The sequence below is a fragment of the Arthrobacter sp. Z1-9 genome (genome assembly GCF_054792695.1).
Genome location: NZ_CP096456.1, coordinates 2,728,260 through 2,752,493 on the forward strand (window position 1 = coordinate 2,728,260; position 24,234 = coordinate 2,752,493).

Below are 24,234 nucleotides of genomic sequence, written 5' to 3' on the forward strand. Positions count from 1 at the left end.
TCGTTGCCGGCGCCGCGGCGCAGGAGTACAGCACCGTGACCAGCGCGGTGGGGCGGGACACGTACGCCTGGTTGCAGGTGCACGTCGTCCCGCCCCGTGTGCGGTCAGAGCCGGATGGTCGCTGGACCTACTTGGACATCACGCCAAGACGGGTTTTGAACGACGCGTCCAGGGTCTTTTCGACTCCCTGGACATCCGTTCCGGCCACCATGACCTGGGCACCCTGCAGCAGCGGCAGCGTGGACAGATCCTTGGCGATCGCTTCCTGGGCCTGGCCCAGCAGTTCACTCCGCTCTGCCTTGTCCGTGGTTACCAGCTGCTTCTTAACGATGTCCGTCACGGCAGGATTCTCGTAGTGGTTCCCGAGGAAGTTGCCGGGGATGAAGAACGGCGTCAGGTAGTTGTCGGCGTCCGAGTAGTCCGGGAACCAGCCGAGCTGGTAGACCGGATAGGCGTCCGCGCGGCGTTCCTTGGTGTAGGTGGTCCACTCCGTGGACTTGAGGTCCACGGTAAAGAGACCTGACTTCTCAAGCTGTTCCTTCACCAGGGCGTATTCGTCTGCAGCGGATGTGCCGTACCGGTCCGTGTACTGCAGCTTGAGGTCAACAGCCGAGGTGATGCCGGCGTCGGCCAGGACCTTCTTGGCCTTGTCCAGGCTGGGCTTGCCGCTGCCGTCACCGTAGAGGCTCTTCAGCGGTTCCGCGGCTCCCTCGAATTCCTTGGGGACGTAGGAGTAGACGGGAGTGTAGGTGTTCTTGAACACCTGGGAGGCGATGACGTCGCGGTCAACGAGGTGCGCGATGGCCTGGCGCACGGCCAGCGCCTTGGCGGGATCGGCCTCGGGTGTCTTGGCGCCGAACGGCATGGTGTCGAAGTTGAACACCATGTAGCGCAGTTCCCCGCCGGGGCCCTTGTGGACCTTGACCTTGGAGTCCTCTTCCAGGTCGGCCACATCGGTGGCCGTCAGGATGCGGCCCGCCACGTCGATGTTGCCCTGCTGAACGTCGAGTTTCAGGTTGTTGGGGTCCGCGTAGTGCTTGAGGGTGGCGCCATCGTTAGCGGCTTTACCCAGCATCCCTTGGTAGTCAGCGTTGGGTTTGAAACTGACCAGTTCGTTCTTCTTGTAGCTTTCAATGGTGTACTGGCCGGCAAAAGGCTTGGCGGCGATGATGGCGTCATCATCCATGATTTTGTCCGCGGGGAAGACTTCCTCGTCCACAATGGGTCCGGGGTTGGACGCGAGGACACCCGGGAACACCTGGTCGTTTGCGGCTCCGAGGGTGAACACCACGGTGTTGGGATCTGTCGCTTCGATCTTGTCCATATTGGCCAGCAGCGAAGCGGGGCCGTTGGGATCGTCGATGGCCTTCACGCGGTTGAACGAGAAAACGACGTCGGAGGAGTCAAGGGTGTGGCCGTTGGCGAACTTCAGGTCCGGCTTAAGCTTCACTGTGAATTCGGTAGGGCTGGTGAAGGAAGCCGACTCAGCGATGTCCGGGGTGGCCTCGGCGGTGCCGGGCTTGTAGTTGAGCAGGAAGGGGTAGATCTGGTTCATCACCATAAACGAACCGCCGTCGTAGGAGCCGGCGGGATCCAGCGTGACCACCTTGTCAGTGGTTCCGTAGGTGATGGCGCCACCGCCGGCGTCGCCGGTGGAGGTTCCGCCGCCGCCCGAGGGGCCTGTGCAGGCTGTCAGTGCAAGCGCGGAGATGCCTGCCAGCGCGATCGCGCCGTGCAGGGCCTTGTTGCTCTTCGTCATCTGTGAACTTTCTGTTCGATGAGTACGCGCCCGCCGGCCATCGTTGGGTGCCTTTGCCTGGACGGGAGCGCGCTGTGCTGATGCCTAGATTCAATCAGAGAGTCAACCCCCAACACGGACCATTTTGTGAGTTGAGACACAAAATTTACCTGAATGATCTGGTGCTCTCATTTGCTGGCGGCACAACGAAGAACGCCGCCCCGGCTGGACCGGGGCGGCGTGCGAAAAACTTTGGTTCTAGAGCGCTGCGCGCTGCAGGGAGCGGGCGGCGTCGATGGTCGCCTGGCCCAAGACCCTGCTGCCCTGGTAGAGGACAACCGTCTGACCGGGCGCGACGCCGCGCAGCGGGTTGGTCAACGTCACCACCAGCTGGGCGCCGGCACCTTCTTCGGAAGGCTCCATGCGGGCCGTTGCGGGAACGGGGTCCCCGTGCGCCCGGACCTGGGCGTAGCAGTCGAACTCTTCGCCTGTTTCCACTTCGGCAATGGGCAGCCCGGCCCAGGACACCTTGATGCCCCTGATTTCGTTGATGGCCAGCAGGGCCTCGGGACCCACCACCACCTTGTTTTCCTTGGGCCGGATCTCGAGGACAAACCGGGGCTTGCCGTCGGCGGCGGGGGTGCCCAGTTTCAGGCCGCGGCGCTGGCCCACGGTGAAGGCGTTGGCGCCGGGATGCTCCCCCACCTTGGTGCCTGTTTCATCCACGATGTCACCGGTGGTCATGTCGATCTTTTCGGCAAGCCAGCCGGCGGTGTCGCCGTCGGGGATGAAGCAGATGTCGTGGCTGTCGGGCTTGTTGGCCACGGAGAGTCCGCGGCGCTCAGCTTCTGCGCGCACTTCAGCCTTGGAGGGCGTGTCGGCCAGCGGGAACATGGAGTGCTTGAGCTGCTCGTGGGTCAGGACGCCCAGGACGTAGCTCTGGTCCTTGGCCCAGTCCGCGGCCCGGTGCAGTTCGCGGTTGCCGTTGGCGTCCTCGATGACCTTGGCATAGTGTCCCGTGCAGACGGCATCGAAGCCCAGGGCGATCGCCTTTTCCAGCAGCGCCGCGAACTTGATCCGCTCATTGCAGCGCATGCACGGGTTAGGCGTGCGGCCGGCCGCGTATTCGTCGATGAAGTCCTGGACGACGTCTTCTTTGAAGCGTTCGGAGAAGTCCCAGACGTAGTACGGAATGCCCAGCACGTCGCAGGCGCGCCATGCGTCACGGGAGTCCTCGATGGTGCAGCAGCCGCGGCTTCCGGTGCGCAGGGTGCCGGGCATGCGGGAGAGCGCCAAGTGGACCCCGACGACGTCGTGTCCCGCTTCAACGGCGCGGGCGGCGGCGACGGCGGAATCGACTCCGCCGCTCATGGCTGCTAGAACTCGCATACTGGCTTTCTGTTGGGGTATTTCCGGCTCCTGGCCGGATGGTGCTGCAGGAAAACGCTGGCTGAGCGTGCTGGTTGAAAAGGCAGGCTCGCGGAAACGATCTTCGCCTATCTATTCTACGGCCTCTGGCAAATGCAGGGTCAGCGAGCGCCCAAACCCTGCCGGGCAACGGTACCGGCCGTCTGGATGGAGGATTCGTGGCCGGCCATTCCTGCCTGCCGCGCCCGCGAATAGGCACCGGGAAGGGCGGCCAGCAGCGCATCGACGTCCTCTGCCTTGGAGGAGTGCCCCAGGGTGAAGCGCTGGGCCCCGCGCGCTGTTTCCTCGTCCAGTCCCATGGCGAGGAGTACGTGGGAGGGCCGGGGCACGCCCGCGGTGCAGGCTGACCCGGTGGACGATTCCACCCCTGCCAGATCCAGGAGGAACAGCAGGGAGTCCCCCTCGCAGCCGGGGAAGGTGAAGTGGGCGTTGCCGGGGAGCCTGCCAGGGGCGGGCGCACCGCGGAGGACTGCCTCCGGCACCTGCTCGCGGACGCCGTCGATCAGTCGGTCGCGGAGGGCGGCGATGCGCGCTGATTCAGCGCCGAGGTTCGCCGTGGCGGTTTCGGCCGCGGCGGCGAAAGCGGCGATCGAGGCGGTGTCCAGGGTGCCGGACCGGACGTCCCGTTCCTGGCCTCCGCCGTGCTGGACCGGGGTGAGTTTGACCGCCCTTCCCAGCAATAGGGCGCCAACCCCTACGGGTCCGCCGATTTTGTGCCCGGAGATGGACATCGCGTCCAAGCCTGACGCCTTGAAGCCCACCGGCAGCGATCCGAACGCCTGGACGGCATCGGAGTGCACGGGAACACCCACCGCGTGAGCCAGTTCCACCACGCGCTCGACGGGCTGGATGGTACCTACCTCATTGTTCGCCCACATTACGGTCACCAGGGCGATGGTGTCCGGGTCACGGCAAAGCTCAGCTTCCAGGAACCCCAGGTCCACCACCCCGTCACTGTCCACCGGAAGCCAGGTGACCTCGGCGCCCTCGTGCCGCTCCAGCCATTCCACGGTGTCCATCACTGCGTGGTGTTCGACGGCGGAGCACAGGATGCGCCGACGCGCGGGGTTTTCGGCGACGCGGGACCAGTACAGGCCCTTGACGGCAAGGTTGTCCGCTTCGGTGCCGCCGGAAGTGAAAATCACTTCGGAAGGATGGGCGCCTGCCGCTGCGGCAAGGGCTTCCCGTGCATCTTCCACGGCGCGGCGGGCCCTGCGGCCGGCGCCGTGCAGGGAGGAGGGGTTCCCGGTGCGGGCAAGTTCACGCGTCAGGGCTGCCAGGGCCTCGGGTGAGAGAGGCGTTGTGGCGGCATGGTCGAGGTAAACGGGCACCCTGTAATTCTAGCCGCCCTCACCTCCAGGCTGCCCGGGGCAGCTTTGGAGCCGCTTCAGGCCGGCGGCAGGATCCTGGCGCAGCAATGGCCAGGCACCTCTGCCGGTGCGACGCGGTCCGCGGAAGCGTCGAAGCGGCTTGCGGCGCCCCGCAGGAAAGCGCCGTTCATGGTGCACACCACGGCCGGATGCCCGTCGGAAAGGCGGTGGAAAGGGCAGTTCGGCAGGAGGAAACCGCCGTCGCCATCCGGCTCCGGACGGTAGCCGCACTGAACGAGGAAGTCCTCTAAAGTCTCGGCCGTTTCGGCCAGGGAACAGCCCTTCTGAAATGACTCCGCAGGCAGTGCGTTGCGGACGGGCTCGCCTTCGGTGGTGGACCGCTCGATCGCTGCTGCCATCAGCTCGCCGGCAAGGTCGTAGTTCCGGTCGGGAACTGACGCCCCGATTTCACCTGCCACCGGCCGGTACATTTTGGCCGGGCGGCCCGAGCCCGGTCCGGACTTCCCCGGCGGCTTGTGGAACTCCACCGCCAGCAGGCCGTCCTGAACCAGCCGGTCCAGGTGAAAGGAGACCGTGCTGCGGGGAATTCCGGTGGCACCGGCCACCTCGTCCCGGCCGACGGCTGCCGGGGAAGCGGCGACGAGCTCGAAAAGCTGGCGGCGCTTTTCATCACCAAGGGAGGCGAGTGCGGCCATCCGGCCCGCCCAGGAAAGTCTGCTCATCGTCCACCAATCCAAAGTCAAGATCTATTGATTATAGACCCTTCCAGGTTCTAAAATAGTAGAACCTACTTTTAGAAGGAGTTAGTTGTGAAAACCACATCAGCACTGGGCGTTAATGGCACAACAGTCATGGACCCGGCCCGGCAGGCCTTCCTGTTGCTGCGGACAGTTTTTACCGTCGCACCCATCGTCTTCGGACTGGACAAGTTTGTGAACGTGCTTGCGGACTGGACCATCTACCTCGCCCCGCACGCCACCGCCCTGGTGCCATTGCCCGCCCAAACCCTGATGTACGTCGTCGGGGTGGTGGAAATTGTTGCCGGCATCGCCGTAGCGGTCCGTCCGCAGTTCGGGTCGCTCCTCGTGGCCGCTTGGCTGGGCGGAATCATCCTCAACCTGCTGCTGCTCGGAGCCTTCTTCGACGTGGCACTTCGTGACTTTGGGCTGCTTGTCGGCGCCCTGGCCCTGAACCGGCTGTCCCGGCGGACCGCCACGCCGTCCAGCAGCTAGCTATCCGCCTCGGGATACGGGCCCGCGGGAGCCAAACCCGGGGCCGGGAACCCTGAAGGCCGGCAGGATCGTTGTCAGGGCAAAGGTCGATAAACTAGGCCGACAGGGCTGCCCCCGCGGACTGGCCACACCGACAGAAGGATGAGTGCTTGACCGAGAGCAGCTCGCATTACCAGGTGCTTCGGGTGGCAGTCACCGCCACCGAGAAGGAAATCAAGGTAGCCTATCGGCGCGCCGCCCGCATTGCCCACCCTGACCACGGCGGGGACGCTGCCGCCTTCCGTCGGGTAACCAGCGCCTACGAAACACTGATCGACCCCCAGCGCCGGAAAGCCTACGACCGCTCCTACGCGGCCGGTACCGCCGGGGAGAACCAGGATTCAGAGCCGCACTTTGATGCACCGCCAGCGGGCAGCCGGGCTTCGGCCACCGTGCACAGGACCGGCGGCAGCCGCAACACTGCGGGAGACCCTCCGATTTACGTCCCGCCCTACGGTTCCCCCGACGACGGCGTGGTCCCCCTCATCCCGCTGGCTGAAGCGAGCCAGCAGGTGCACGGCATGCCGCGCAAGCGCGGGATCTTCGGGGCCGAAGCCCGGATCCAGCGTGAGATGCGCACGGTCCAGCTGCTGACCCGCCAGGTGCTCCCCGCCATCCCTGCGGCGCGGCTCATCAACGGCCTCCAGTCGCCAGCCGACAACAGCCACATCGACCACGCCGTGCTGTCCGGCTACCGGCTGGCGCTGATCGGCTCCATGCTTTTGCCCAAGGGCGCCTACGCGTGGGATGGCAGGACGCTGAACCACGGCGGACGCTCCGTTGCCCCGCCGCAGCTGGCACACCTGGTCCGGGCCATGCAGGACATCTTTCCGGAACTGAACGTCACCGGCTGGACAGTAGTGCACAGCCCGGGCGGGAACCTGCACGAGCCCGTGATCGACCAGCACCGCCGGTCAGCCGGCGCCCTGGAGTCCGTCCGGATCGTCAACGCCGCGGGGATGGTCCGGGGGCTGAAGGAGTTCCTCGCATCCGGGCCGGCTCCCAACACCGTCAACGTTCCTGTCCTGGCCAGGTTGCTGCGCGGCATGCACTGACTGCGTTGACTAGGATGGGATGGTGTTCCGCATCCTCTTCCACGCCCCCGAAATCCCCGGCAATACCGGTAACGCAATCCGGCTGGCAGCCATCACCGGCGCTGAACTGCATCTGGTGGAGCCACTGGGGTTCGACTTCTCGGATGCGAAACTCCGCCGGGCCGGCCTCGATTACCACGACCTCGCCGTCGTCACCGTGCACCGGAGCATCGAAGACGCCTGGCAGCATCTCCAGCCGGAACACGTCTACGCCTTCACGTCAGATGGAACGGCCAGCTACACGGACATCGCGTACCAGCCCGGCGATGTCCTGATGTTCGGCCGGGAATCCGTGGGCCTGCCGCCTGAACTAAAAACGGATCCCCACGTCACTGCCACAGTGCGGCTGCCGATGCTGCCCGCGCTGCGCTCGCTCAACCTCGCCAACGCCGCCTCCATCGCCGTCTACGAAGCCTGGCGCCAGCAGGGTTTCGCCGGTGCGAGGACCTAAGACTCCGCGTCTGGTTCACTACGGCCTGCAAGAGTGCCACACCCTTGGCATGGGCTACTAAAACATTATGGGGCCCGGCCCATCCACCCCCGCAGCTGTGCCGAATCACTTCTGAGAACAATCCACAGCGATCAAGGAGCGGCAGGTGACACTTCTCCGGGAAGGTCCCAGGACAGACCACCGCATCCCCGGCGGCACTGCTAAGGATTCATCTCCTGGAGACTTATGCTTGGTAGTGATGGAAACTCCCAACGCGCCTCATTCCGAGGCTCCGGCCACGGTGACGGAAACACCGGCCGACGTCAGCAACCGACTTGTTGCCCTGCTGCAGCAGATAGGCGAGGGTGACAGCGCTGCTTTCGCGGAGTTCTACCGGCTGACATCCCGCCGCGTCTACGGTATGGCGCGCCGGGTCCTTATCGATGCTGAACTCAGCGAGGACACCACGCAGGAGGTATTTCTGCAGGTATGGCAAAACGCGGGCAAGTTCGATCCGACCGCCGGCAGCCCGCTCGCATGGCTCATGACCATCTCGCACCGGCGTGCAGTGGATAAGGTCCGGTCGTCCCAGTCGGCCACTGACCGCGAAGCCCGCTACGGTGCCAGCACCCAGGACATCGACCATGACAGCGTTTCCGACGAAGTGGGGAGCAGGCTTGAGGCCGAGGCCGTGGTCCGTTGTCTTGGCACCCTGACCGAGACGCAGCAGGAATCGGTCCGCCTCGCCTACTACGGCGGGCTCACCTATCGCGAAGTCGCAGAACGCCTGAACGCCGCAGTACCTACCATCAAGTCCCGCATCCGCGACGGACTGATCCGCTTGAAAACCTGCCTGGGGGTGAGTTGAAATGACCGAAATGAATAACGGACGCAGCGCCCGCCCGGGCGCCTTCGGTGACACCGTCCCGGCTGATCTCGCGTCCGGACGCGCCGTTGACCTGGCCGAGCTGTATGCACTGGATGCAGTGACGGACGAAGAACGCCATGCCATTGAGCAGTACATTTCAACGGCACCGGCGGCTGAACGGGACGCATTCCATGAACGGGTCCGCCAGTCCAGGGAAACGCTGACGCGCACGTTCAAGGTGGAGGAAGAGCCGCCGGCTGACCTTTTCGACCGCATCATCGCCCAGTTGCCCGCCCAGGATGGGCCCCGGGATTCCGGTGCGCCCGCCCCTTCAGCCAGCTTCCCGGCCGCCGGGGAAGACTCCCATGACGAGCTGGCCAAGGCGCGGCAGCGCCGGGCGGAACGGGGCCGTCCGGCCGGCGCCCGCCGCTGGCTCGCCGGAATCGCAGCGGCAGCAGCGATAGCTTTGGGCGGAGTTGGCGTCGGGTCCTACCTTGCGGACCAGAACAACCCCCTGAACCAGGTGGTCCGGGCAGGTGACCTCCGGGAGGCCTCAGTGAACGTGGCCGGGGGCGGTACCGCCAACCTCCAGATCTCCGCATCAGAGGACGCAGCCGTTATCAGGATGAAAGACGTTCCTGCCCCGCCCGAGGGCAAGGTTTACCAGATGTGGTTGATTCCCAAGGACGGTTCAGCACCCGTCTCGCAGGGGTTGATGGACGCCGAAGCACTCTCGAAACCTGCAGTGGTGGAGGGCATCTCCTCTGCCGCAGCGCTCGGGATCACCGTCGAGCCCGTCGGTGGCTCCGTCTCACCCACCCTGCCCACGGTCGCCGCCGCGCCCTTGGACGCATAGAACCGGCCTGGTAGAACCGTTCTGGCAAAGCATCAAAAAGCGCCCCGCGGCCTTCCGGAAGGAAAGCCGCGGGGCGCCTTTGTGTGCCCGGAACGCCTAGAAACCGGCTATGGTTCCGGGCCCGTTGACCGCTACCACATGGAACGCTTCAGCGCTGTGACCCGCAGGAAGCCCGGCACGTGCAGCATTGGCGTGCATGCCCTGGCGCACTGCCGATTCCATGGCTTCGACGTCCGGATGCTGGCTAACGTGGACATGGATTGCCTCCAGCTTGGCCTCCACATGCCCGGTGACGTCGACAAAATGGTTCTCCCGTTCGTCCGGCCCCGCGTACAGCCACAGCCACGGAAGCTTATACGCCTCCAGCCCTGCCTCGGCGAGTTCGGGGTAGGCAAAGGGATTCTCCACGGCCGGATAGACCGCCCGCGTCACGGCCTCCCCCACCGCCAGATGGTCCGGGTGGCTTTTCTGGATCCGCCGCCAGTTCCGTTCCGGATGCATGGAAAGCACGACGTCGGGACGCAGTTCACGGATGAGCTTCACCACACCCCGCATCACCTCATGCGAGGGTTCGAGGTAGCCGTCACGCTGATGGAGGTAATGGATGTCCGAAACCCCCACCAGTTCGGCAGCGCGGCGCTGTTCGGCGTCGCGCATGGCGATGATGTCCGCCCGGTGCGCCGGGTCGAAGCCGCCCGCATCGCCGTCGGTCATGATGCAATAGCTGACCTGCACACCGGCCGCCGTCCAGGCCGCGATGGTGCCGGCAGCACCGAAATCAATGTCATCGGGGTGGGCCGCAAAACAGAGCACCCGTCCAATCCGGTGCGTGGCCGGGTTGAACGGGTTCTCTGCCTGCGCACTGAAGGCAGTCAATAATCAGCCTTTACGCTTCTTGATCTCTGCCGTGGCCTGCGGGAGGACATCGAAGAGGTCTCCGACAATGCCGAAGTCCGCAATCTCAAATACGGGCGATTCGGCGTCCTTGTTTACTGCGACGATTACCTTGGCGGTTTGCATGCCGGCCTTTTGCTGGATGGCACCGGAAATACCGGCGGAGATGTACAGCTGCGGGGACACGGTCTTTCCGGTCTGCCCCACCTGGGCGTCGTGGCTGATCCAGCCGGCGTCGGTGGCTGCGCGTGAGGCTCCCACGGCCGCTCCCAATGCATCTGCCAGTTCCTCCACAGGTCCGAAGTCGCCGTCGAGCCCGCGTCCGCCGGCCACCACGATGCGGGCGTCGGTCAGGTCCGGGCGGCCGCTGGCAACCTTCTGCTCGCGGGCAGTGATCCGGGCCGCGGCTTCGGTACTGCCCGCGGGAACGTCAACAGTGACGGTTTCCGGCGTGCCGGGGGCGGCGGCCGGTTCCGGGACCACGTTGTTGGCCTTGATGGTCAGCACGGACACCGGCGTGGTGGTTTTGCATGCGGTGTTGTAGGAACCGGCGAGGACTGACTTGTGCGCCGTTCCGTCAGCATCCACGGCGACAACGTCAGTGATAACACCGGCATTGAGGCGGATTCCCAGTCGGGCGGCGATTTCCTTGCCCTCGGGAGAGTTGTCCAGCAGCACGATGGTGGCTCCGGTGCTCTGCGCTGCGGCTGAAAGGTAGGCGGCTTTGGGTGCCACAAGGTAGTCGTCCAGATCCTGCACGGAGGGGCGAAGGACAGCGGTGACGCCGTATTCGCCAAAGGCAGCTGAGACCTCGCTGTGCAGTTCCCCGTTGAGAGCAACAACGCTTTCCCCGAGGGAACGTGCCAGGGTCAGCAGCTCAAGGCTGCTCTTCTTGAGCGCGGTGCCGGGGTTGTCAATGAAAACAAGTACTTTTGCCATGTCGATGTTCCCTCTTAGAGCAGCTTCTGGGCGGCCAGGAAGTCAACCAGCTTGATGCCGGCGTCGCCTTCGTCGGTGATGATGGTGCCGGCGGTGCGCGGCGGCCGTTCCTCGGCGTTGGTCACTGTGGTCCACGAACCGGCGTGCCCCACCTGGACAGGATCCACACCGATGTCGGCGAGGGACAGGGTGGTGATGGTCTTGCGCTTGGCGGCGATGATGCCCTTGAAGTTGGGGTACCGCGGCTCGTTGATCTGGTCCGTCACGGACACCAGCGCCGGGAGGGCGGCCTCCACGGTTTCGGAGCTCGTGTCCGCATCGCGGCGGGCGACCAGCCGTCCGCCGTCCACTTCAAGTGACGAGGCGAACGTGACCTGGGGAAGTCCAAGGCGTTCGGCAAGCTGCGCGGGCACCAGTGAGGTCTCGCCGTCGGTGGACGCCATGCCGGTGATGATCAGGTCAACCGGCCCATCCTGGCCCAGGTACCGGACAGCTGCCGAAAGTGCCAGCGACGTAGCGGCTGCGTCGGAGCCGGCAAGGGCCTCATCGGTCAGGTGCACGCCCTCCGTGGCGCCCATCTGAAGGGACTTCTTGACGGAATTGACTGCGCCGGCCGGGCCCATGCTCAGGGCGATGACCTGGTTGCCTGCCTTGCTGCCACCGCGCGCCTCGGCCAGCTGCAGTGCCGCCTCGAGTGCGTACTCATCCAGTTCGGACAGGATGCTTTCGTCACGGTCCGTCGTGTAGCCCTCCCCGTTGAGGTGACGGTCGAACTGGGCGTCCGGTACATGCTTAACCAGGACGATGATCTTCAATGTCTTCTCCACTGTATCGACAGCAGCCTTCCATGCTTGGGGACAGCCAGCCGGGTAGGGTCATGGCCGCGGAATGCCCGGCATACGGGTAGCTCCTAGCTAACCATATAGGCGCACCCATGCGCCGTCTTCCGTTAACGCCTGTGTCAGCCGGGCTGGACAGGGACGTACCGGCTGCAATGACGACGGCGGCGTCCCCGCCGGGTGGGGACGCCGCCGTCGGGCGTTCGCTGGTTCTTCCTGCCTTGCCGAAGCCTGCTGTCAGCTGGCTGCGGCGCCAAGGGTAACGTCGAAGGTTTGCTCCGCGCCGTTGCGCAGAACGGTGATCTTAACCTTGGAATTGGCGGGCTGTTCCCTGACAGCCGCCGTCAGTTGCTCCGGTTCACCGATGGCCAGGTCATTGAACTTCGTGATGACGTCGCCCACCTTGATCCCTGCCTTGCCTGCCGCCGAGTCGGCTTCCACGGTGGCTACGTCTGCGCCCACCGAGAAACCGGAAGCGGCACCGGAAGCAGCCTTCTTCTTGACGCTGACGCCCAGCTGTCCGTGCGAGGCCTTGCCGGTGTCGATGATCTCCTTAGCCACCCGCTTGGCGTGGTTGATGGGGATGCTGAAGCCCACTCCAATGTTGCCGCTCGAGGAGGACAGCGAGCCGGATCCGGCCGAAGCAATGGCCACGTTGACGCCGATGATCTCGCCGCTGCTGTTCACCAGGGCACCGCCTGAGTTGCCGGGGTTGATGGCGGCGTCCGTCTGGATCACATTGATCGAGATCTCACCTTGCTCCGCCGTTTGCTGGCTCTGCCCGCCGCCGGGAGGCGCGAACTGGAAGCCCTGGTCGCCACCCTCAGCGTTGTCGCCCTCTTCAGGGGCGGCGGCCGAGGCGACACTGATGGTCCTGTTGAGCGTCGAGACGATACCGTCGGTCACCGTTCCGGTCAGGCCCAGGGGCGAGCCGATGGCAATGGCGGTATCGCCGACGTTGAGCCTGCCGGAGTCGCCCAGGGTGGCAGGGGTGAGGCCTGAGGCGTTGTCCACCTTGATGACAGCAAGGTCTGACAGGGGATCGGTACCTACCAGCTTGGCAGTGAGCACCCTGCCATCGCTGGTGCGGACTTCGAGGGCGGCGTTGGCCGTCTGTCCGTCGAGCGTAACGACGTGGGTGTTGGTGAGGATGTGGCCTTGGTCGTCCAGGATGATGCCTGAACCTGTCCCGCCGGCGCCGCTGCTTGAAGCACTGATGGTCACCACACTGGGGGATGCCTTCAGGGCGGCAGCCGTGATGGCGTTGACATCATCCTGGTTGTTGACGATGACAGTCCCTGGCTGGCTGTTGCTGCTCGTAGTGGCCGCAGAACCCGGACTGTCGAAGGCCTCACCGCCCGCAACTGTCGCTACTCCCCCGCCCACTAAACCGGCCGCGAGGATGCTGGCCACGAGGGTACCAACGCCAAACGACGCCTTCCTGCGCGGAGCGTCCTTCGGATTTGGGGCCAGGCCGACAGGGCCGCCGGGGGCGTTGTGCTGGCCCTGGCCGTAGTAGCTGTAGTGCGGCTGGGACCCGTGGGCTTCATTCGAAGGCTGGCTTGCATTCTGGCCGGAAGCGGACTCTCCGTAAAACGGCTGTCGCTGGGGATACGGCTGGCGCTGCGGGTACGCGGGGCGCGCTCCGGGAAGCTCCTGCGTGGGGTTGTCCCCCGGGTTCGTCCCGTCCAGCTGTTCGGTGGGGTATTGGCGCGGACCGGAAGTTTCGTTGGCTACGGGGTTTGAGGCTGCTGTGTGGTCCGCATCCTGAAGCTCCCCGGCGTTGTTCCCGGCCTGCGCGGAGTGCTCCTGCCAGGGATCCTGCCGGGCCGGGCCGCGGTTCTCAGGAGAGGCACCGGGGGTTTGGTTCTCAGTCATGGGACTTCCTTTCATCCTCGTCTGAATTAACTATGGACTCCCTGCCTGTAACAAGCTCGGATGTTTGCTGAGAGCTTGCTGTGGACTTCTTCGAGGCCCGTTGGTGCCCCTTCCGGGACGTTTCGCTGGTGGCATATTCGACTCGATGGACGGCCTGTGGGGTGCACCATAGAATCAAGATGATTGCCACAGCGACCTGCGGCTACACACATGCGTGGGGGCGCTGCTGCATTCTGAGACGACCGGTTCGTCCCGAATCGGTGTCAGGCGTGCTGAAGGGTTGCACATGCGGTCAAAGTTCAAACGTATTCTCGCCGTGATCGGCCTTACCGGCCTGCTGGCGGCGCCCGCTGCCGCGGCCTGGGCAGAGGACCCGGTCACCATTCCGTCCGGCCAGAACATCGTGGATAACGCGAATGTCCTAGGAAGCCGGAAGGGTGAAGTCCAGGAAGCGGTCCAGAAGCTCCTCGAGGATGACAAGTACAACCTTTACGTTGTCACCGTAGACAAGTTCACCAACCCGACAGTCCCTGCAGACTGGGCCGCAGCCGTTGCAACAAAGAAGGGCATGGGCAGGTCCGACGCGATCCTCGCGATAGCCAAAGACGACGGCAAATTCAGCTTTGTCCTGAACTCTGCCAGCCCCATCAAGTCCAAACAGGGGGCCATAAGCCAGAACGCGGTTACGGCCAACCTGGCCGGTGGAAACCCCGATTTCGCCCAGGCAGCAATTGACACGGCAGCGGCAATCGGAGATGCCGCCGGTGGCGGCAGCGGCAACGTTCCCTCCGGTGACGGTGCTGGTGCAGCCGTTCTTGTGGGAACGGGCGTGGTCGCCGCGGGTGGCGCCGGGGCATACCTTTACTTCCGCAACAAGCGCAAGAAGGCTGCCGTCCAGGCGTCGAGCGCGAGCTATGGCCCGCAGGGTGCGGAAGTTGATCCGTTGGCTTCCCTGAGCGTAGAGGAACTTCGCCGCAAGAGCGGTTCCCTCCTCATCGAGGCCGATGACGCCATCAAGTCCAGCGAGCAGGAACTCATGTTCGCCCAGGCACAATACGGTGATTCCGCCGTCGGCAACTTCACCAAGGCGCTGGAGGAAGCCAAAGGCCACATGACCGAATCGTTCAAGCTGCAGCAGCAGCTGGACGACCACATCCCTGACACCGAAGAGCAGCAGCGGACGTGGCTGGGCGAAATCATCCGGCGGTCGGAAGCCGCGCTGGCGTCGCTCCAGGAGCAGAAGGCGGACTTCGATTCCCTCCGCGAACTTGAGAAGAACGCTCCACGGGCACTGGCAGCCGTCAACGCCGGGGCCCGCGAAGCGGATTCGAAGATCGCCAGCGCCGAGCAGTCCCTTACGGCGCTCAGGGCAAAGTATGCCGAGAGCGCGCTGGCGCAGGTTTCGGACAACATCCTGCAGGCCAAGGAACGGCTGGCCTTCGTCCAGAATGCTTCGGCCACTGCGGAGCAGAAGCTGGCTGAGGGTGAAGGAAGCCTGGCTGCCGTTGCTGTCCGCGCCGCAGAAGAAAGCCTGCACCAGACGAACGTCCTCATCGATGCAATCGCCAAGGTTTCCTCCAGCCTGGATGAGGCCCGGAGCGGCCTTGAGGCGGCGGTAGTTGATACATCCCAGGACCTTGCCCAGGCAAAGGCAATGATCCAGTCCGGAACCCATCCGGAGCTTGCCGGACCGGTGGCGGCAGTTGAAGCTGCACTGGCCCAGGTGAAGTCCGAGATCCAGGGCGGGAAGATCGACCCCATCGCCACCCTGCAGCGCGTCGAAACCGCCCATCAGTCGCTCGACCAGTCGCTCACGGGCATCAGGGACCAGGAGGAACAGGCCCGCCGGGCCCAGGCCTCACTGCAGCAGACCATCATGTCTGCCCAGGCCCAGATCAGCGCCACCTCCGACTACATCACGGCCCGCCGCGGCGGCGTGGGTACCGAAGCACGCACCCGGCTGGCGGAGTCGCAGCGCAACCTGGACTACGCCTTGTCCATTGCACGCACCGATCCGGTAACCGCCCTCACTTACGCCCAGCAGGCACACGCCTTGGCTGCACAGGCAGCCCAGCTGGCGCAGGCCGATGTTGACCACTTCGACGGCTACGCCAACCAGGGCTACGGCCGCGGCGGCATGTTCGGCGGAGGCGGCGGCGGCGGACTGGGCGGCGCCATCCTCGGTGGCATCCTGATCAACTCCATCCTCAACGGAGGCGGTGGCGGCGGATGGGGCGGCGGCCACAGCGACGGCGGCGGATGGGGCGGCGGCGATTTCGGCGGCGGGGACTTTGGCGGTGGCGACTTCGGCGGAGGCGACTCCGGAAGTTTCTGACGGTCGGAGCCAAGCTTCGACAACCGCATATCCCGTCAGGCGAATAGACGCAGTACACCAACGTTCACTGATTTCAGTGGTCAACACAGAGCAGGACGAAAGGTAACACCATGGTTAAACAGTCCATTTTCGGCCGGGTCGCGCAGCTGGCAAAGGCGAATATCAACTCTTTGCTGGATAACGCTGAGGATCCGCAGAAGATGCTCGACCAGATGGTACGGGACTACACCAACAACATCGCCGAGGCGGAGTCCGCTGTCGCACAGACCATCGGCAACCTGCGGATGCTCGAGGACGACTACAACGAGGACGTCAAGAACTCGCGCGACTGGGGAAACAAGGCCCTTGCGGCGTCACGCAAGGCCGATGAGTACCGCGCCGAAAAGTTCGACAACCTGGCCAAGGTTGCCCTGCAGCGTCAAATGGCCGCTGAGAATGAGGCCAAGGGTGCAGAACCGAGCATCGCTTCCCAGCGCGAAGTGGTGGACAAGCTGAAGACCGGCCTGGACCAGATGAAGGGCAAACTCAACCAGCTGACCAGCAAGCGCAACGAACTGGTTGCCCGTTCCAAGACCGCTGCTGCCCAGGCGCAGGTGCACGATGCGATCAAGAGCATCGACATCATGGATCCCACGAGCGAAGTGGGCCGGTTCGAAGAGAAGATCCGCCGCGAAGAGGCCAAGGTCCGCGGGCAGCAGGAACTCGCCTCGTCAAGCCTTGATGCGCAGTTCAACCAGCTGGAGGACCTCGGCGAGCAGGTTGAGATCGAGGCACGGCTGGCTGCCCTGAAGTCGGGTGGCACCTCAAAGCCTGCCATCGGCGCCGCTGGTTCTGCCGCCTCCGACGAGTCCACTACAACCGAAATCGACTACGACAAGCTCTGACACGTGGGCAGGGAGCACTCTCCCCAGTAACACATCAAGGAAGGCCGGGGCCGCTGCCCCGGCCTTCCTGATGCCGCGGGTGTGTAGCGTGGTGGCATGGCTACCTCCGACGCAGCGTCCCTCGTCTGGCTGCGTGACGACCTCCGCCTTGACGATAACCCTGCGCTGACCCAAGCCGCAGCGGAGGGCCTGCCCATGACCGTCGTCTTCATTTTGGACGAGGAGTCGGAAGGGATCCGGCCGCTGGGTGGAGCCACCCGGTGGTGGCTCCACCATTCTCTGGCAGCGCTGGCCGCCACCTTGGAAAGCAAGGGTTCGCGCCTTCTTCTTCGCCGCGGGCCGGCGTCTGTTGTCATCCAGGAACTCGCGGCCGAAACGGCTGCCACGCATCTCTTCTGGAACCGGCGCTATGGATTGCCGGAGCGGTCTGTGGATGCCGATGTGAAGATGTGGGCCAGCGTTAACGGCATTCAGGCATCCAGCCACCAGGCCAACCTCCTGTTCGAGCCCTGGACCATTCGCACCGGCGCCGGGGGCCCCTACAAGGTCTTCACGCCCTTCTGGCGTACCTGCCTGGCCCACGGCGAAGTGCGCGACCCGCACGAATCGCCGCACCACCTGCCGTCCCCTGCGTTGGCAAGAGGAGGAGCGCTTCCTCCCGGCGACAACCTGGACAGCTGGAACCTCCTGCCCCGCTCCCCCGACTGGAGCAGCGGCCTTGCAGACACCTGGGAGCCCGGCGAAAAGGGCGCCCTGCGCCGCCTGGCGGATTTCCTGGACGGACCCGTGGAGGACTACGGCACCGGCCGCAACGTCCCGGGGGTGGAAGGCACCAGCAGGCTGTCACCGCATCTGCGCTTCGGCGAGGTCAGCCCGTTCAGGGTGTGGCGTGAGATCCGGCAACGGTTCCCGCGCAAGATACCGGCCGACGTCGGAATCTTCCGTTCAGAGCTCGGCTGGCGGGAATTCTGCTGGCACCTTCTGTACACCAACCCTGAACTCGCCACCCGCAACTACCGCGCTGAGTTTGACCGCTTCGAGTGGCAGTCGCTCACTGGTGACGAGCTAGGGGCATGGCAACAGGGCCGCACCGGTTATCCCCTCGTTGACGCCGGGATGCGGCAGCTGTGGCAGACAGGCTGGATGCACAACCGTGTGCGGATGGCGGCCGCTTCGTTCCTGGTCAAAAATCTGCTGGCGGACTGGCGCATCGGTGAGCAGTGGTTTTGGGACACCCTCGTGGACGCGGATGCCGCCAGCAACCCCGCCAACTGGCAATGGGTGGCCGGCTCGGGAGCCGACGCGTCGCCCTACTTCCGGATCTTCAACCCGGTGACGCAAAGCAGGAAATTCGACCCGGCCGGCCGCTACCTTCGCCAGTTCATCCCGGAGCTTGCCGGCCTCGACGGTAAGACCATCCACGAACCGTGGAAGGCCGCCGGTGTTGCCGGGTACCCGGCGCCGCTCGTGGGGCTGCCGGAGTCACGGGAGAGGGCACTGGAGACCTACAGCAGGCTCAAGGACTAGCGGGCAGCGCCGGCGCCGGCTCTGCGGCGTATTACCGGCTGACCTTGCCCATCAGGGACGCGATGGGCCGCAGGAAGATGGGGCGGGCCAGGAACCAGGCCGCCACCATGACCACAACCGAGGCGAGGAAAACCCAGAACCCGAACCAGCCGTCGCCGTCCTGCACTCCGTACATGTGGTTGAGGTTGCGCAGCGCCCCCGTGGCGAGCACCAGGAAGACGTGCACCGCGATGAAGGCAACAAAGTAGATCATCACGGGGAAGTGGACGGCCCGGGCCCATTCAATCGGGTAGGCCTTGTTGAGGCCGGCGGCCTTCTTTGGCCACGCAGAGGACATCCGCAGGCCAGTAATGAAGGCCAGTGGCGCCGCAATGAAGACCGTAACGAAGTAGGAGAGCAGCTGGAGCGCGTTGTAGTTCACCCAGCCGTTCTCCGTGGGCCAGTTCAGGGAAGCGTACTGCAGGGCGGCCGAGAGCGCGTTGGGGAAGACGTCCCAGCTGGTGGGAACGATGCGCATCCACTGACCGGTAGCGAACAGCAGAACCGCGAACACCAGGCCGTTGAGGATCCACAGGGCGTCCAGCGTGAGGTGGAACCACAGCTCCAGGCTGATCTTCGTTGGCGGGTTCTTTGTTTTGATCAGGCCCTTGTTGTTGCGGGTCCAGTGTCCACTGGGGCGCGTGGTGGTCCGCACTTGCCAGCCCGTGCGGATAATCAGCAGCAGGAAGAAGGCGTTCAGGAAGTGCTGCCAGGCAAGCCAGGCCGGGAATCCTACCGGCGCGTCCGCCGGCAGCTCCGACTGGCCCGGATAATCCGCCACGAAGGAGGCGACGGCCGGCAGGCCCATCAGCCACTTGGCGATCAACACCACGAGGACCAGTACCGCAAGAACCACGGGCACGCCCCAATAAAGTCGGGACCGCTTGCCCGCGGCAGCGCCGGGCTTCTTCGTGGGTGTGGACATCGAGCAACATTCCTCTCGAGAATGACTGGCGAAGTGCTCACGATCTGTGAGGCTCTGCGAAAGAGAATACTAGGAACTGCCGGCATTCAATGAAAAAAGAAGGCCCCATCCGGCTTGTCTGCCGGGCGGGACCTTCTCATAGTTGCGGGGACAGGATTTGAACCTGTGACCTCTGGGTTATGAGCCCAGCGAGCTACCGAACTGCTCCACCCCGCGTCGCTGAAACAACACTACCCTATTTTGGCGGCAGGTTTTTCCACCGCCATTTCAGGGCCCGCTTTCCGTCCCGACAGCTTTGGACGCTAAGCCCTCAGCCGCGACAGCCCGGTCCGACGCTTAAACAAAAAGTCCCGGACACTGTTTCCAGTGTCCGGGACTTCCGTCAGTTGCGGGGACAGGATTTGAACCTGTGACCTCTGGGTTATGAGCCCAGCGAGCTACCGAACTGCTCCACCCCGCGTCGCAAGAACTACTCTACCGGCCGGTGAACAGCAGGCCAAATCCGGAAGGCGTGATCTCCGTCTCGCCGGTCCGGCACCCGCTCCAGATGGAACGGGTGCCGGATGCCGCCGTCGTGGTCAGCTGCTGGGAGAGGGCGACGGCGTGGCTTCGGGTGTTGCCGTAGAGGCCGGCGCCGGAGTTGCCTCCGGAGCGGCCACCGGGATCTTGTTCTCTGCATCCAGGGCCCTCTGGAGCGCCGCTGAGATGCGCTTCTGCGCCTCGCCGTAGGCTGCGAAATCGCCGGCAGCCAAGGCAGCCTGACCGGACTGGATGGCGGCGTTTGCCTCATCCAGCGCCGCGCGAAGTTCAGCCTTGGCATCCGCTCCGGCCGGCGTCTCCGGAGCAGCCGGGTCTGTGGGCGTCTGGCCGTTGTTGTCCGAGTCGCCCGCAGCGGCACCCGAGTCGCCACCGAAAAGCTGCTTCAGCGCTTCATCGAGGGTCGGGGCGAAGCCGACCTTGTCGCCGAAGGCCACCAGGACGCGCTGCAGCGTGGGGTAGGACGTCTCACCGGTCGACTTGAGGTACACCGGCTGGACGTAAAGAATTCCGCCACCCACAGGGAGCGTCAGAAGGTTGCCGTTCAGCACGTCAGAGGCACCCTGGCGGAGCAGGTTAAGCGCCTGGGAAACGGTGGGATCGGAGTTGAACTTGTTCTGTGCCTGGCCCGGGCCGGGGACCTGGATCTCAGGCGGGATCTGCAGCAGCCGCAGCTTGCCGTAGCTCTCGGCCTTCACACCGGCCTGGTTGCCGGCGTCGGAGTCGGCGGCCAGGAAGCCGTAGAGGACGTTGCGTGCGTTTCCGTTGACGATCTGCGGAATGAACGATGACGTCAGCTGGAAAGCAGGCTTATCCTGGTCCGGCATCTGCAGCGACATGTAAAACGGCGGCTGCTTGACGTCATTGGTTGAATCCACCGTGGGGTCGTTCGGTACGCTCCACGCGTCCTTCGTCTGGTAGAAGCTGGACGGGTCCGTCACGTGGTACTCGCCCAGCAGCTGGCGCTGGACCTTGAAGAGGTCCTCGGGGTAGCGGACGTGGCTCATGACATCGCCGGACATTTCCGAGTATGGCTTCAGCGACGTGGGGAAGACTTTCTGCCAGGACTTCAGCAGCGGGTCCTGGTCGTCCCAGGCGTACAGGGTGACCGAACCGTCGTAGGCGTCTACCGTGGCCTTCACAGAGTTCCGGATGTAGTTGACGGTGCTGTTCGGCAGGGCGACCGCACGGCCGGACGTGGTTTGGGAATCAGCAGTCGCGTCCGAGAGCTGCTCCTGCTGGGAGTACGGGTAGTACTGGCTGGTGGTGTAGCCGTCCACGATCCACTTCACCCGACCGTCAACCACCGCGGGGTAGGCGTTGCCGTCCACGGTCAGGTAGGGGGCAACCTTCTCTACGCGCTCACGCGGGTTGCGTTCGTACAGGATCTGCGATTCCGGGTTGACGCCGTCCGAGAGCAGCAGGTCCGAGGACTGGAACTTGATGGAGTACAGCACCCTGTTGAAGAAGCTACCTACGTTCGGTCCACCGTTGCCTTCGAAGGTGTACTGCGTCTCTCCCTCACCTGATGGCCTGTCCTGCTCGCGGGGCGGAGCACCGTCCGGTGCACCCACGATGGAGTAGTCCGGAGAGTACTCGCCGAAGTAGATCCGCGGCTCGTAGCTGGAGTCATCCCCCAGCACACCCGTGGAGGGAATGCCTGATTGCAGGAACTCCGGCTTGCCGTCAACGGTGAACTTGTTGCCCTTGGCTGCCACCACGCCGTAGCCGTGGGTGTACACAACGTGCTGGTTGAGCCAGCCCTGCTGGTTTGTTTGCACGTTGGTGGGGTTCAGCTCGCGGACAGCGATAACGGTGTCCTGGATCTGCCCGTCCACCTCATAGCGGTCAACGTTCAGGGACTCCGGGAACCGGTAGTACGGGCGGTACTGTTCCAGCTGCGAGAACGCGTCCGAGATCAGGTTCGGGTCCAGCAGCCTGATGTTTGCCGTGGTCTGGGCATCCGGCGCCAGCGCGCCGGTGCTGGCGGTGTTGGTGGCATCGTAGCGGTCCACCTGGATGGCATCCAGTCCGTAGGCGGCACGCGTGTTGTCGATGTTGCGCTGGATGAACTCCTTTTCCAGCGTCTCTTCCGACGGGCGTACCTGGAACTGCTGGATCACCCAGGGGTAAACGCCGCCGGCCAGGATGGACGTGATGACGAGCATCGCCGTGCCGATCACAGGCAGGCGCCACCGGCCGATAACGGCGGCCACGATGAACAGGATGGCGACGAGTGCTGCGGCCACCGCCAGGATGGACTTCGTGGGAATCACGGCGTTCACGTCCGTGTACAGGGCGCCGGCCCAGCGTCCGCTGTTGCTCTGGACGGCCGAATAGCGGTCAAGCCAGAAGTTGATGCCCAGGAGGAGCAGGAAGACGGCACCCGTCACGGCGATGTGGATCTGGGCGGCGCGGCTGGTGAAGACGCCCCGTTCCATCAGCCGGATACTGCCGTAGAGGTAATGGGTCAGGATGCCAGCGATGCCGGCAATCACCACCACGCTGATCAGGAACCCGGTCACGAAGCCGAGGAACGGCAGCGTCATCAGGTAGAAGCTGATGTCCAGATTGAATTCCGGATCCGATTTTCCGAAGGGTTCCTGGTTGAAGAAGAGAAGGACCCTCTGCCACTGGCTGGATGCGGCGCTTCCGGCGAAGAGGCCGAAGAGGACCGGCAGGCCCACCATAACCACCCGGCGGACAGGTTCCAGCTGCGCCTGATAGCGGTTGAGGTTGTCGCGGATTTCCGAGTCGGGGGCGTACACCGGCCGGGACTGGTAGGCGATCCGGATGGCGAAGAAGACCGCAAGGAACATGATGGCGAACCCGGCAGCAAAGATCCCGATCCGCGCCAGGTTCTCGGTGATGAACACTTCGATAAAGCCGAGCTGCCGGTACCAGAGGACATCGGTCCAGACGTTGGCAAAGAAAATGAAGCCCACAACTACCAGGGCAACAACGATCAGGGTGGGCGTCAGCGCGCCGCGTCTTGAAGGGGGTTTACCTGTGGACATGGTGCTGGCGGGACGGGACAAACTCGGTACCTCATAGCTGGTCGTCAGAATATTCGAAGCGGTGCGTGCGAGCGACGTACTTACCGGTCAAACGCTGGTTTCGTCCGTCTTAATTGCCACGAGTGGCAGTAATGCTTAGTTCCTGCCCAGTCTAGTTGCTTGTGCATGCCGGCAGGCCGGATGTGTCCCCGCCGGAACCGGCAAGCTCGACGGCGCGGCGGGCCTCCGCGAGGTTCTCGACCTTGACCACCTGGAGACCGTCGGGAATATTGCCCACCACTTCCCCGCAGTTGGCAGCGGGAGCGAGGAAGAGCGTGGCTCCCCCGGACCTTGCACCCTGCATCTTCTGCCCGATGCCGCCTATGGGCCCCACCAAACCGTCCGGGGTTATGGTTCCGGTGCCGGCCACGTGTTTTCCTCCTGTGAGGTCCCCCGGGGTGACTGTGTCGATGATGCCGAGTGAGAACATCAGTCCCGCGCTGGGGCCCCCGACCTTTTCGAGCGAAATCTCCACGTCGAAGGGGAACGTGAACAGGTACTTGAGCATGACACCCAGGATGAAGCGCCCCGCACCGTTGTCTTTAGGGGTAATCACCTGCGTGACCTGTTGGCCACCGCGCTCCACTACCACCGTGACTGGCGCACCCTTGCCCGCAGCCAGTTCCTCCTGGATGACGGCCAGTGAGGTGATTTCCTTGCCGTTGATGGTCTCGAGGATGTCCCCGGGCTCAATTTTTCCGGCGGCGGCGGAACCTTCGGAGAGGTCTGCCGCCTGAAGCTGCTGCCCGAAGGGAATGTCCAGCTCATTGAGGGCCGAGGCCACCGCGTTCTCCTGGGACGTGGTCATGGCCACTGAACTCTGTTCTTGTGCCTCTTCTTTGGTTGTACCGGTGGGGTAGATCAATTCCTCGGGGTACACAGCCTTTGACGGGTCCAGCCAGGCGGAGAAAACGCTCAAAATGCTCACAGGGCTGGTGGGGCCGCCGCTCACGTAGACGGTGGTCAGATCGAGGTTGCCCTCTGCCAGATAGGATTCACGCCCGGTGACTTTGATGACCGGGCTTCCCTGGCTCTGGCCCAGGGTGTTGTACGTAGGACCGGGTGTTTCGACGACGTACGGGACCGGCAGGGTGCCCACCGCGATTCCGAGCACCAGGGCCGCCACTCCGGCCACCATCATGGCCGAGGTTTTCCTGTCCCGGCGCCCCGGGCTGCCCGGGAACAGTGGAGTGTCAGCCGCTGGGGAAGAGCTCGGGGCATTGGCGGGCGCGCCGCCTTCAGGGCCGCCTGGTTCCCCATCCCAGGGAACGGAAGAGGGCTCGGCAGCGTGGTCCTCTGAGGGGTGGCCGCCACGGGTTGTAGTCACTGAACCAACACTACGCGGTGCCGGCAGGCGGAGTTCTT

At 64.4% G+C, this 24,234-nt stretch carries 19 protein-coding genes and 2 tRNA genes; 8 read left to right on the forward strand and 13 right to left on the reverse strand.

From position 1 onward, the window contains the following. Positions 1-127 precede the first annotated feature (127 nt). The 4 genes from M1D93_RS12605 to M1D93_RS12620 all read right to left on the reverse strand — a co-directional run bounded on the left by M1D93_RS12605 (position 128) and on the right by M1D93_RS12620 (position 5,219). Positions 128-1,759 (reverse strand): ABC transporter substrate-binding protein, encoded by a 1,632-nt coding sequence (locus tag M1D93_RS12605; RefSeq protein ID WP_461171868.1) that lies wholly within the window; start codon positions 1,757-1,759, stop codon positions 128-130. A 237-nt stretch (positions 1,760-1,996) separates the two neighbouring features. After that, positions 1,997-3,109 carry a tRNA 2-thiouridine(34) synthase MnmA gene (mnmA, locus tag M1D93_RS12610; protein WP_461175009.1) on the reverse strand — a complete coding sequence of 371 codons (1,113 nt, stop codon included), beginning with the start codon at positions 3,107-3,109 and terminating at the stop codon, positions 1,997-1,999. A gap of 158 nt (positions 3,110-3,267) precedes the next feature. Continuing rightward, positions 3,268-4,497: a cysteine desulfurase family protein gene (locus M1D93_RS12615; RefSeq protein ID WP_461171869.1), complete on the reverse strand. Its 1,230-nt coding sequence runs from the start codon at positions 4,495-4,497 to the stop codon at positions 3,268-3,270. 56 nt (positions 4,498-4,553) lie between these two features. Then, the gene (locus tag M1D93_RS12620; RefSeq protein WP_461171870.1) at positions 4,554-5,219 is read right to left on the reverse strand and encodes a helix-turn-helix transcriptional regulator; all 666 of its coding nucleotides are present in this window, start codon (positions 5,217-5,219) and stop codon (positions 4,554-4,556) included. A 129-nt stretch (positions 5,220-5,348) separates the two neighbouring features. On the opposite strand from M1D93_RS12620, the gene M1D93_RS12625 reads away from it, so the two are divergent. The 5 genes from M1D93_RS12625 to M1D93_RS12645 all read left to right on the forward strand — a co-directional run bounded on the left by M1D93_RS12625 (position 5,349) and on the right by M1D93_RS12645 (position 9,016). Continuing rightward, complete coding sequence (locus M1D93_RS12625) at positions 5,349-5,729, forward strand: hypothetical protein (RefSeq protein ID WP_461175010.1); 381 nt, start codon at positions 5,349-5,351, stop codon at positions 5,727-5,729. A gap of 149 nt (positions 5,730-5,878) precedes the next feature. After that, a complete protein-coding gene (locus tag M1D93_RS12630) occupies positions 5,879-6,823 on the forward strand; it encodes a J domain-containing protein (protein ID WP_461171871.1) in 945 nt (314 codons plus the stop codon). Between the two features lie 22 nt (positions 6,824-6,845). Then, positions 6,846-7,313 (forward strand): tRNA (cytidine(34)-2'-O)-methyltransferase, encoded by a 468-nt coding sequence (locus M1D93_RS12635; RefSeq protein ID WP_461175011.1) that lies wholly within the window; start codon positions 6,846-6,848, stop codon positions 7,311-7,313. 238 nt (positions 7,314-7,551) lie between these two features. Continuing rightward, on the forward strand, positions 7,552-8,160 hold the full coding sequence (gene sigK / locus M1D93_RS12640) for an ECF RNA polymerase sigma factor SigK (protein ID WP_461171872.1): 609 nt from the start codon (positions 7,552-7,554) through the stop codon (positions 8,158-8,160). 10 nt (positions 8,161-8,170) lie between these two features. Further along, entirely contained in the window at positions 8,171-9,016 is an 846-nt protein-coding gene (locus M1D93_RS12645) for an anti-sigma factor (protein ID WP_461175012.1), read from the forward strand. Positions 9,017-9,112: 96 nt separating this feature from the next. Here M1D93_RS12645 and M1D93_RS12650 read toward each other — a convergent pair whose 3' ends face one another. The 4 genes from M1D93_RS12650 to M1D93_RS12665 all read right to left on the reverse strand — a co-directional run bounded on the left by M1D93_RS12650 (position 9,113) and on the right by M1D93_RS12665 (position 13,566). Further along, positions 9,113-9,892, reverse strand: a complete 780-nt coding sequence (locus tag M1D93_RS12650; protein WP_461171873.1) for a PIG-L deacetylase family protein — start codon at positions 9,890-9,892, stop codon at positions 9,113-9,115. 3 nt (positions 9,893-9,895) lie between these two features. Then, positions 9,896-10,849, reverse strand: coding sequence for an electron transfer flavoprotein subunit alpha/FixB family protein (locus M1D93_RS12655; RefSeq protein WP_461171874.1), 954 nt, complete (start codon positions 10,847-10,849; stop codon positions 9,896-9,898). A 14-nt stretch (positions 10,850-10,863) separates the two neighbouring features. After that, complete coding sequence (locus M1D93_RS12660; protein WP_461175013.1) at positions 10,864-11,664, reverse strand: electron transfer flavoprotein subunit beta/FixA family protein; 801 nt, start codon at positions 11,662-11,664, stop codon at positions 10,864-10,866. A gap of 261 nt (positions 11,665-11,925) precedes the next feature. After that, the gene (locus M1D93_RS12665) at positions 11,926-13,566 is read right to left on the reverse strand and encodes a S1C family serine protease (protein WP_461171875.1); all 1,641 of its coding nucleotides are present in this window, start codon (positions 13,564-13,566) and stop codon (positions 11,926-11,928) included. A gap of 286 nt (positions 13,567-13,852) precedes the next feature. Here M1D93_RS12665 and M1D93_RS12670 point away from each other — a divergent pair, with 286 nt between their 5' ends. The 3 genes from M1D93_RS12670 to M1D93_RS12680 all read left to right on the forward strand — a co-directional run bounded on the left by M1D93_RS12670 (position 13,853) and on the right by M1D93_RS12680 (position 18,312). Further along, on the forward strand, positions 13,853-15,901 hold the full coding sequence (locus tag M1D93_RS12670) for a TPM domain-containing protein (RefSeq protein WP_461171876.1): 2,049 nt from the start codon (positions 13,853-13,855) through the stop codon (positions 15,899-15,901). 110 nt (positions 15,902-16,011) lie between these two features. Next, on the forward strand, positions 16,012-16,785 hold the full coding sequence (locus M1D93_RS12675; protein WP_461171877.1) for a PspA/IM30 family protein: 774 nt from the start codon (positions 16,012-16,014) through the stop codon (positions 16,783-16,785). A gap of 96 nt (positions 16,786-16,881) precedes the next feature. Then, positions 16,882-18,312, forward strand: coding sequence for a cryptochrome/photolyase family protein (locus M1D93_RS12680; RefSeq protein ID WP_461171878.1), 1,431 nt, complete (start codon positions 16,882-16,884; stop codon positions 18,310-18,312). 31 nt (positions 18,313-18,343) lie between these two features. Here M1D93_RS12680 and M1D93_RS12685 read toward each other — a convergent pair whose 3' ends face one another. From M1D93_RS12685 to M1D93_RS12705, 5 genes are all read right to left on the reverse strand, one after another. Continuing rightward, on the reverse strand, positions 18,344-19,276 hold the full coding sequence (locus M1D93_RS12685) for a cytochrome b/b6 domain-containing protein (RefSeq protein WP_461171879.1): 933 nt from the start codon (positions 19,274-19,276) through the stop codon (positions 18,344-18,346). A 142-nt stretch (positions 19,277-19,418) separates the two neighbouring features. Further along, a tRNA-Met gene (locus M1D93_RS12690) sits at positions 19,419-19,492 on the reverse strand. Positions 19,493-19,662: 170 nt separating this feature from the next. Beyond that, a tRNA-Met gene (locus tag M1D93_RS12695) sits at positions 19,663-19,736 on the reverse strand. A gap of 118 nt (positions 19,737-19,854) precedes the next feature. After that, positions 19,855-22,830: a UPF0182 family membrane protein gene (locus tag M1D93_RS12700; RefSeq protein ID WP_461175014.1), complete on the reverse strand. Its 2,976-nt coding sequence runs from the start codon at positions 22,828-22,830 to the stop codon at positions 19,855-19,857. A 151-nt stretch (positions 22,831-22,981) separates the two neighbouring features. Then, complete coding sequence (locus tag M1D93_RS12705) at positions 22,982-24,196, reverse strand: YlbL family protein (RefSeq protein ID WP_461171880.1); 1,215 nt, start codon at positions 24,194-24,196, stop codon at positions 22,982-22,984. Between the last annotated feature and the right edge of the window lie 38 nt (positions 24,197-24,234).

What these genes read in the sequence shown, in the direction of transcription:
- M1D93_RS12620 (WP_461171870.1), bottom strand. Translation starts at nt 5,219, where the DNA reads ATGAGCAGACTTTCCTGGGCGGGCCGGATGGCCGCACTCGCCTCCCTT.
- M1D93_RS12670 (WP_461171876.1), top strand. Translation starts at nt 13,853, where the DNA reads ATGCGGTCAAAGTTCAAACGTATTCTCGCCGTGATCGGCCTTACCGGC.
- M1D93_RS12700 (WP_461175014.1), bottom strand. Translation starts at nt 22,830, where the DNA reads ATGTCCACAGGTAAACCCCCTTCAAGACGCGGCGCGCTGACGCCCACC.
- mnmA (WP_461175009.1), bottom strand. Translation starts at nt 3,109, where the DNA reads ATGAGCGGCGGAGTCGATTCCGCCGTCGCCGCCGCCCGCGCCGTTGAA.
- sigK (WP_461171872.1), top strand. Translation starts at nt 7,552, where the DNA reads ATGGAAACTCCCAACGCGCCTCATTCCGAGGCTCCGGCCACGGTGACG.
- M1D93_RS12645 (WP_461175012.1), top strand. Translation starts at nt 8,171, where the DNA reads ATGAATAACGGACGCAGCGCCCGCCCGGGCGCCTTCGGTGACACCGTC.
- M1D93_RS12675 (WP_461171877.1), top strand. Translation starts at nt 16,012, where the DNA reads ATGGTTAAACAGTCCATTTTCGGCCGGGTCGCGCAGCTGGCAAAGGCG.
- M1D93_RS12685 (WP_461171879.1), bottom strand. Translation starts at nt 19,276, where the DNA reads ATGTCCACACCCACGAAGAAGCCCGGCGCTGCCGCGGGCAAGCGGTCC.
- M1D93_RS12625 (WP_461175010.1), top strand. Translation starts at nt 5,349, where the DNA reads ATGGACCCGGCCCGGCAGGCCTTCCTGTTGCTGCGGACAGTTTTTACC.
- M1D93_RS12605 (WP_461171868.1), bottom strand. Translation starts at nt 1,759, where the DNA reads ATGACGAAGAGCAACAAGGCCCTGCACGGCGCGATCGCGCTGGCAGGC.
- M1D93_RS12655 (WP_461171874.1), bottom strand. Translation starts at nt 10,849, where the DNA reads ATGGCAAAAGTACTTGTTTTCATTGACAACCCCGGCACCGCGCTCAAG.
- M1D93_RS12680 (WP_461171878.1), top strand. Translation starts at nt 16,882, where the DNA reads ATGGCTACCTCCGACGCAGCGTCCCTCGTCTGGCTGCGTGACGACCTC.
- M1D93_RS12665 (WP_461171875.1), bottom strand. Translation starts at nt 13,566, where the DNA reads ATGACTGAGAACCAAACCCCCGGTGCCTCTCCTGAGAACCGCGGCCCG.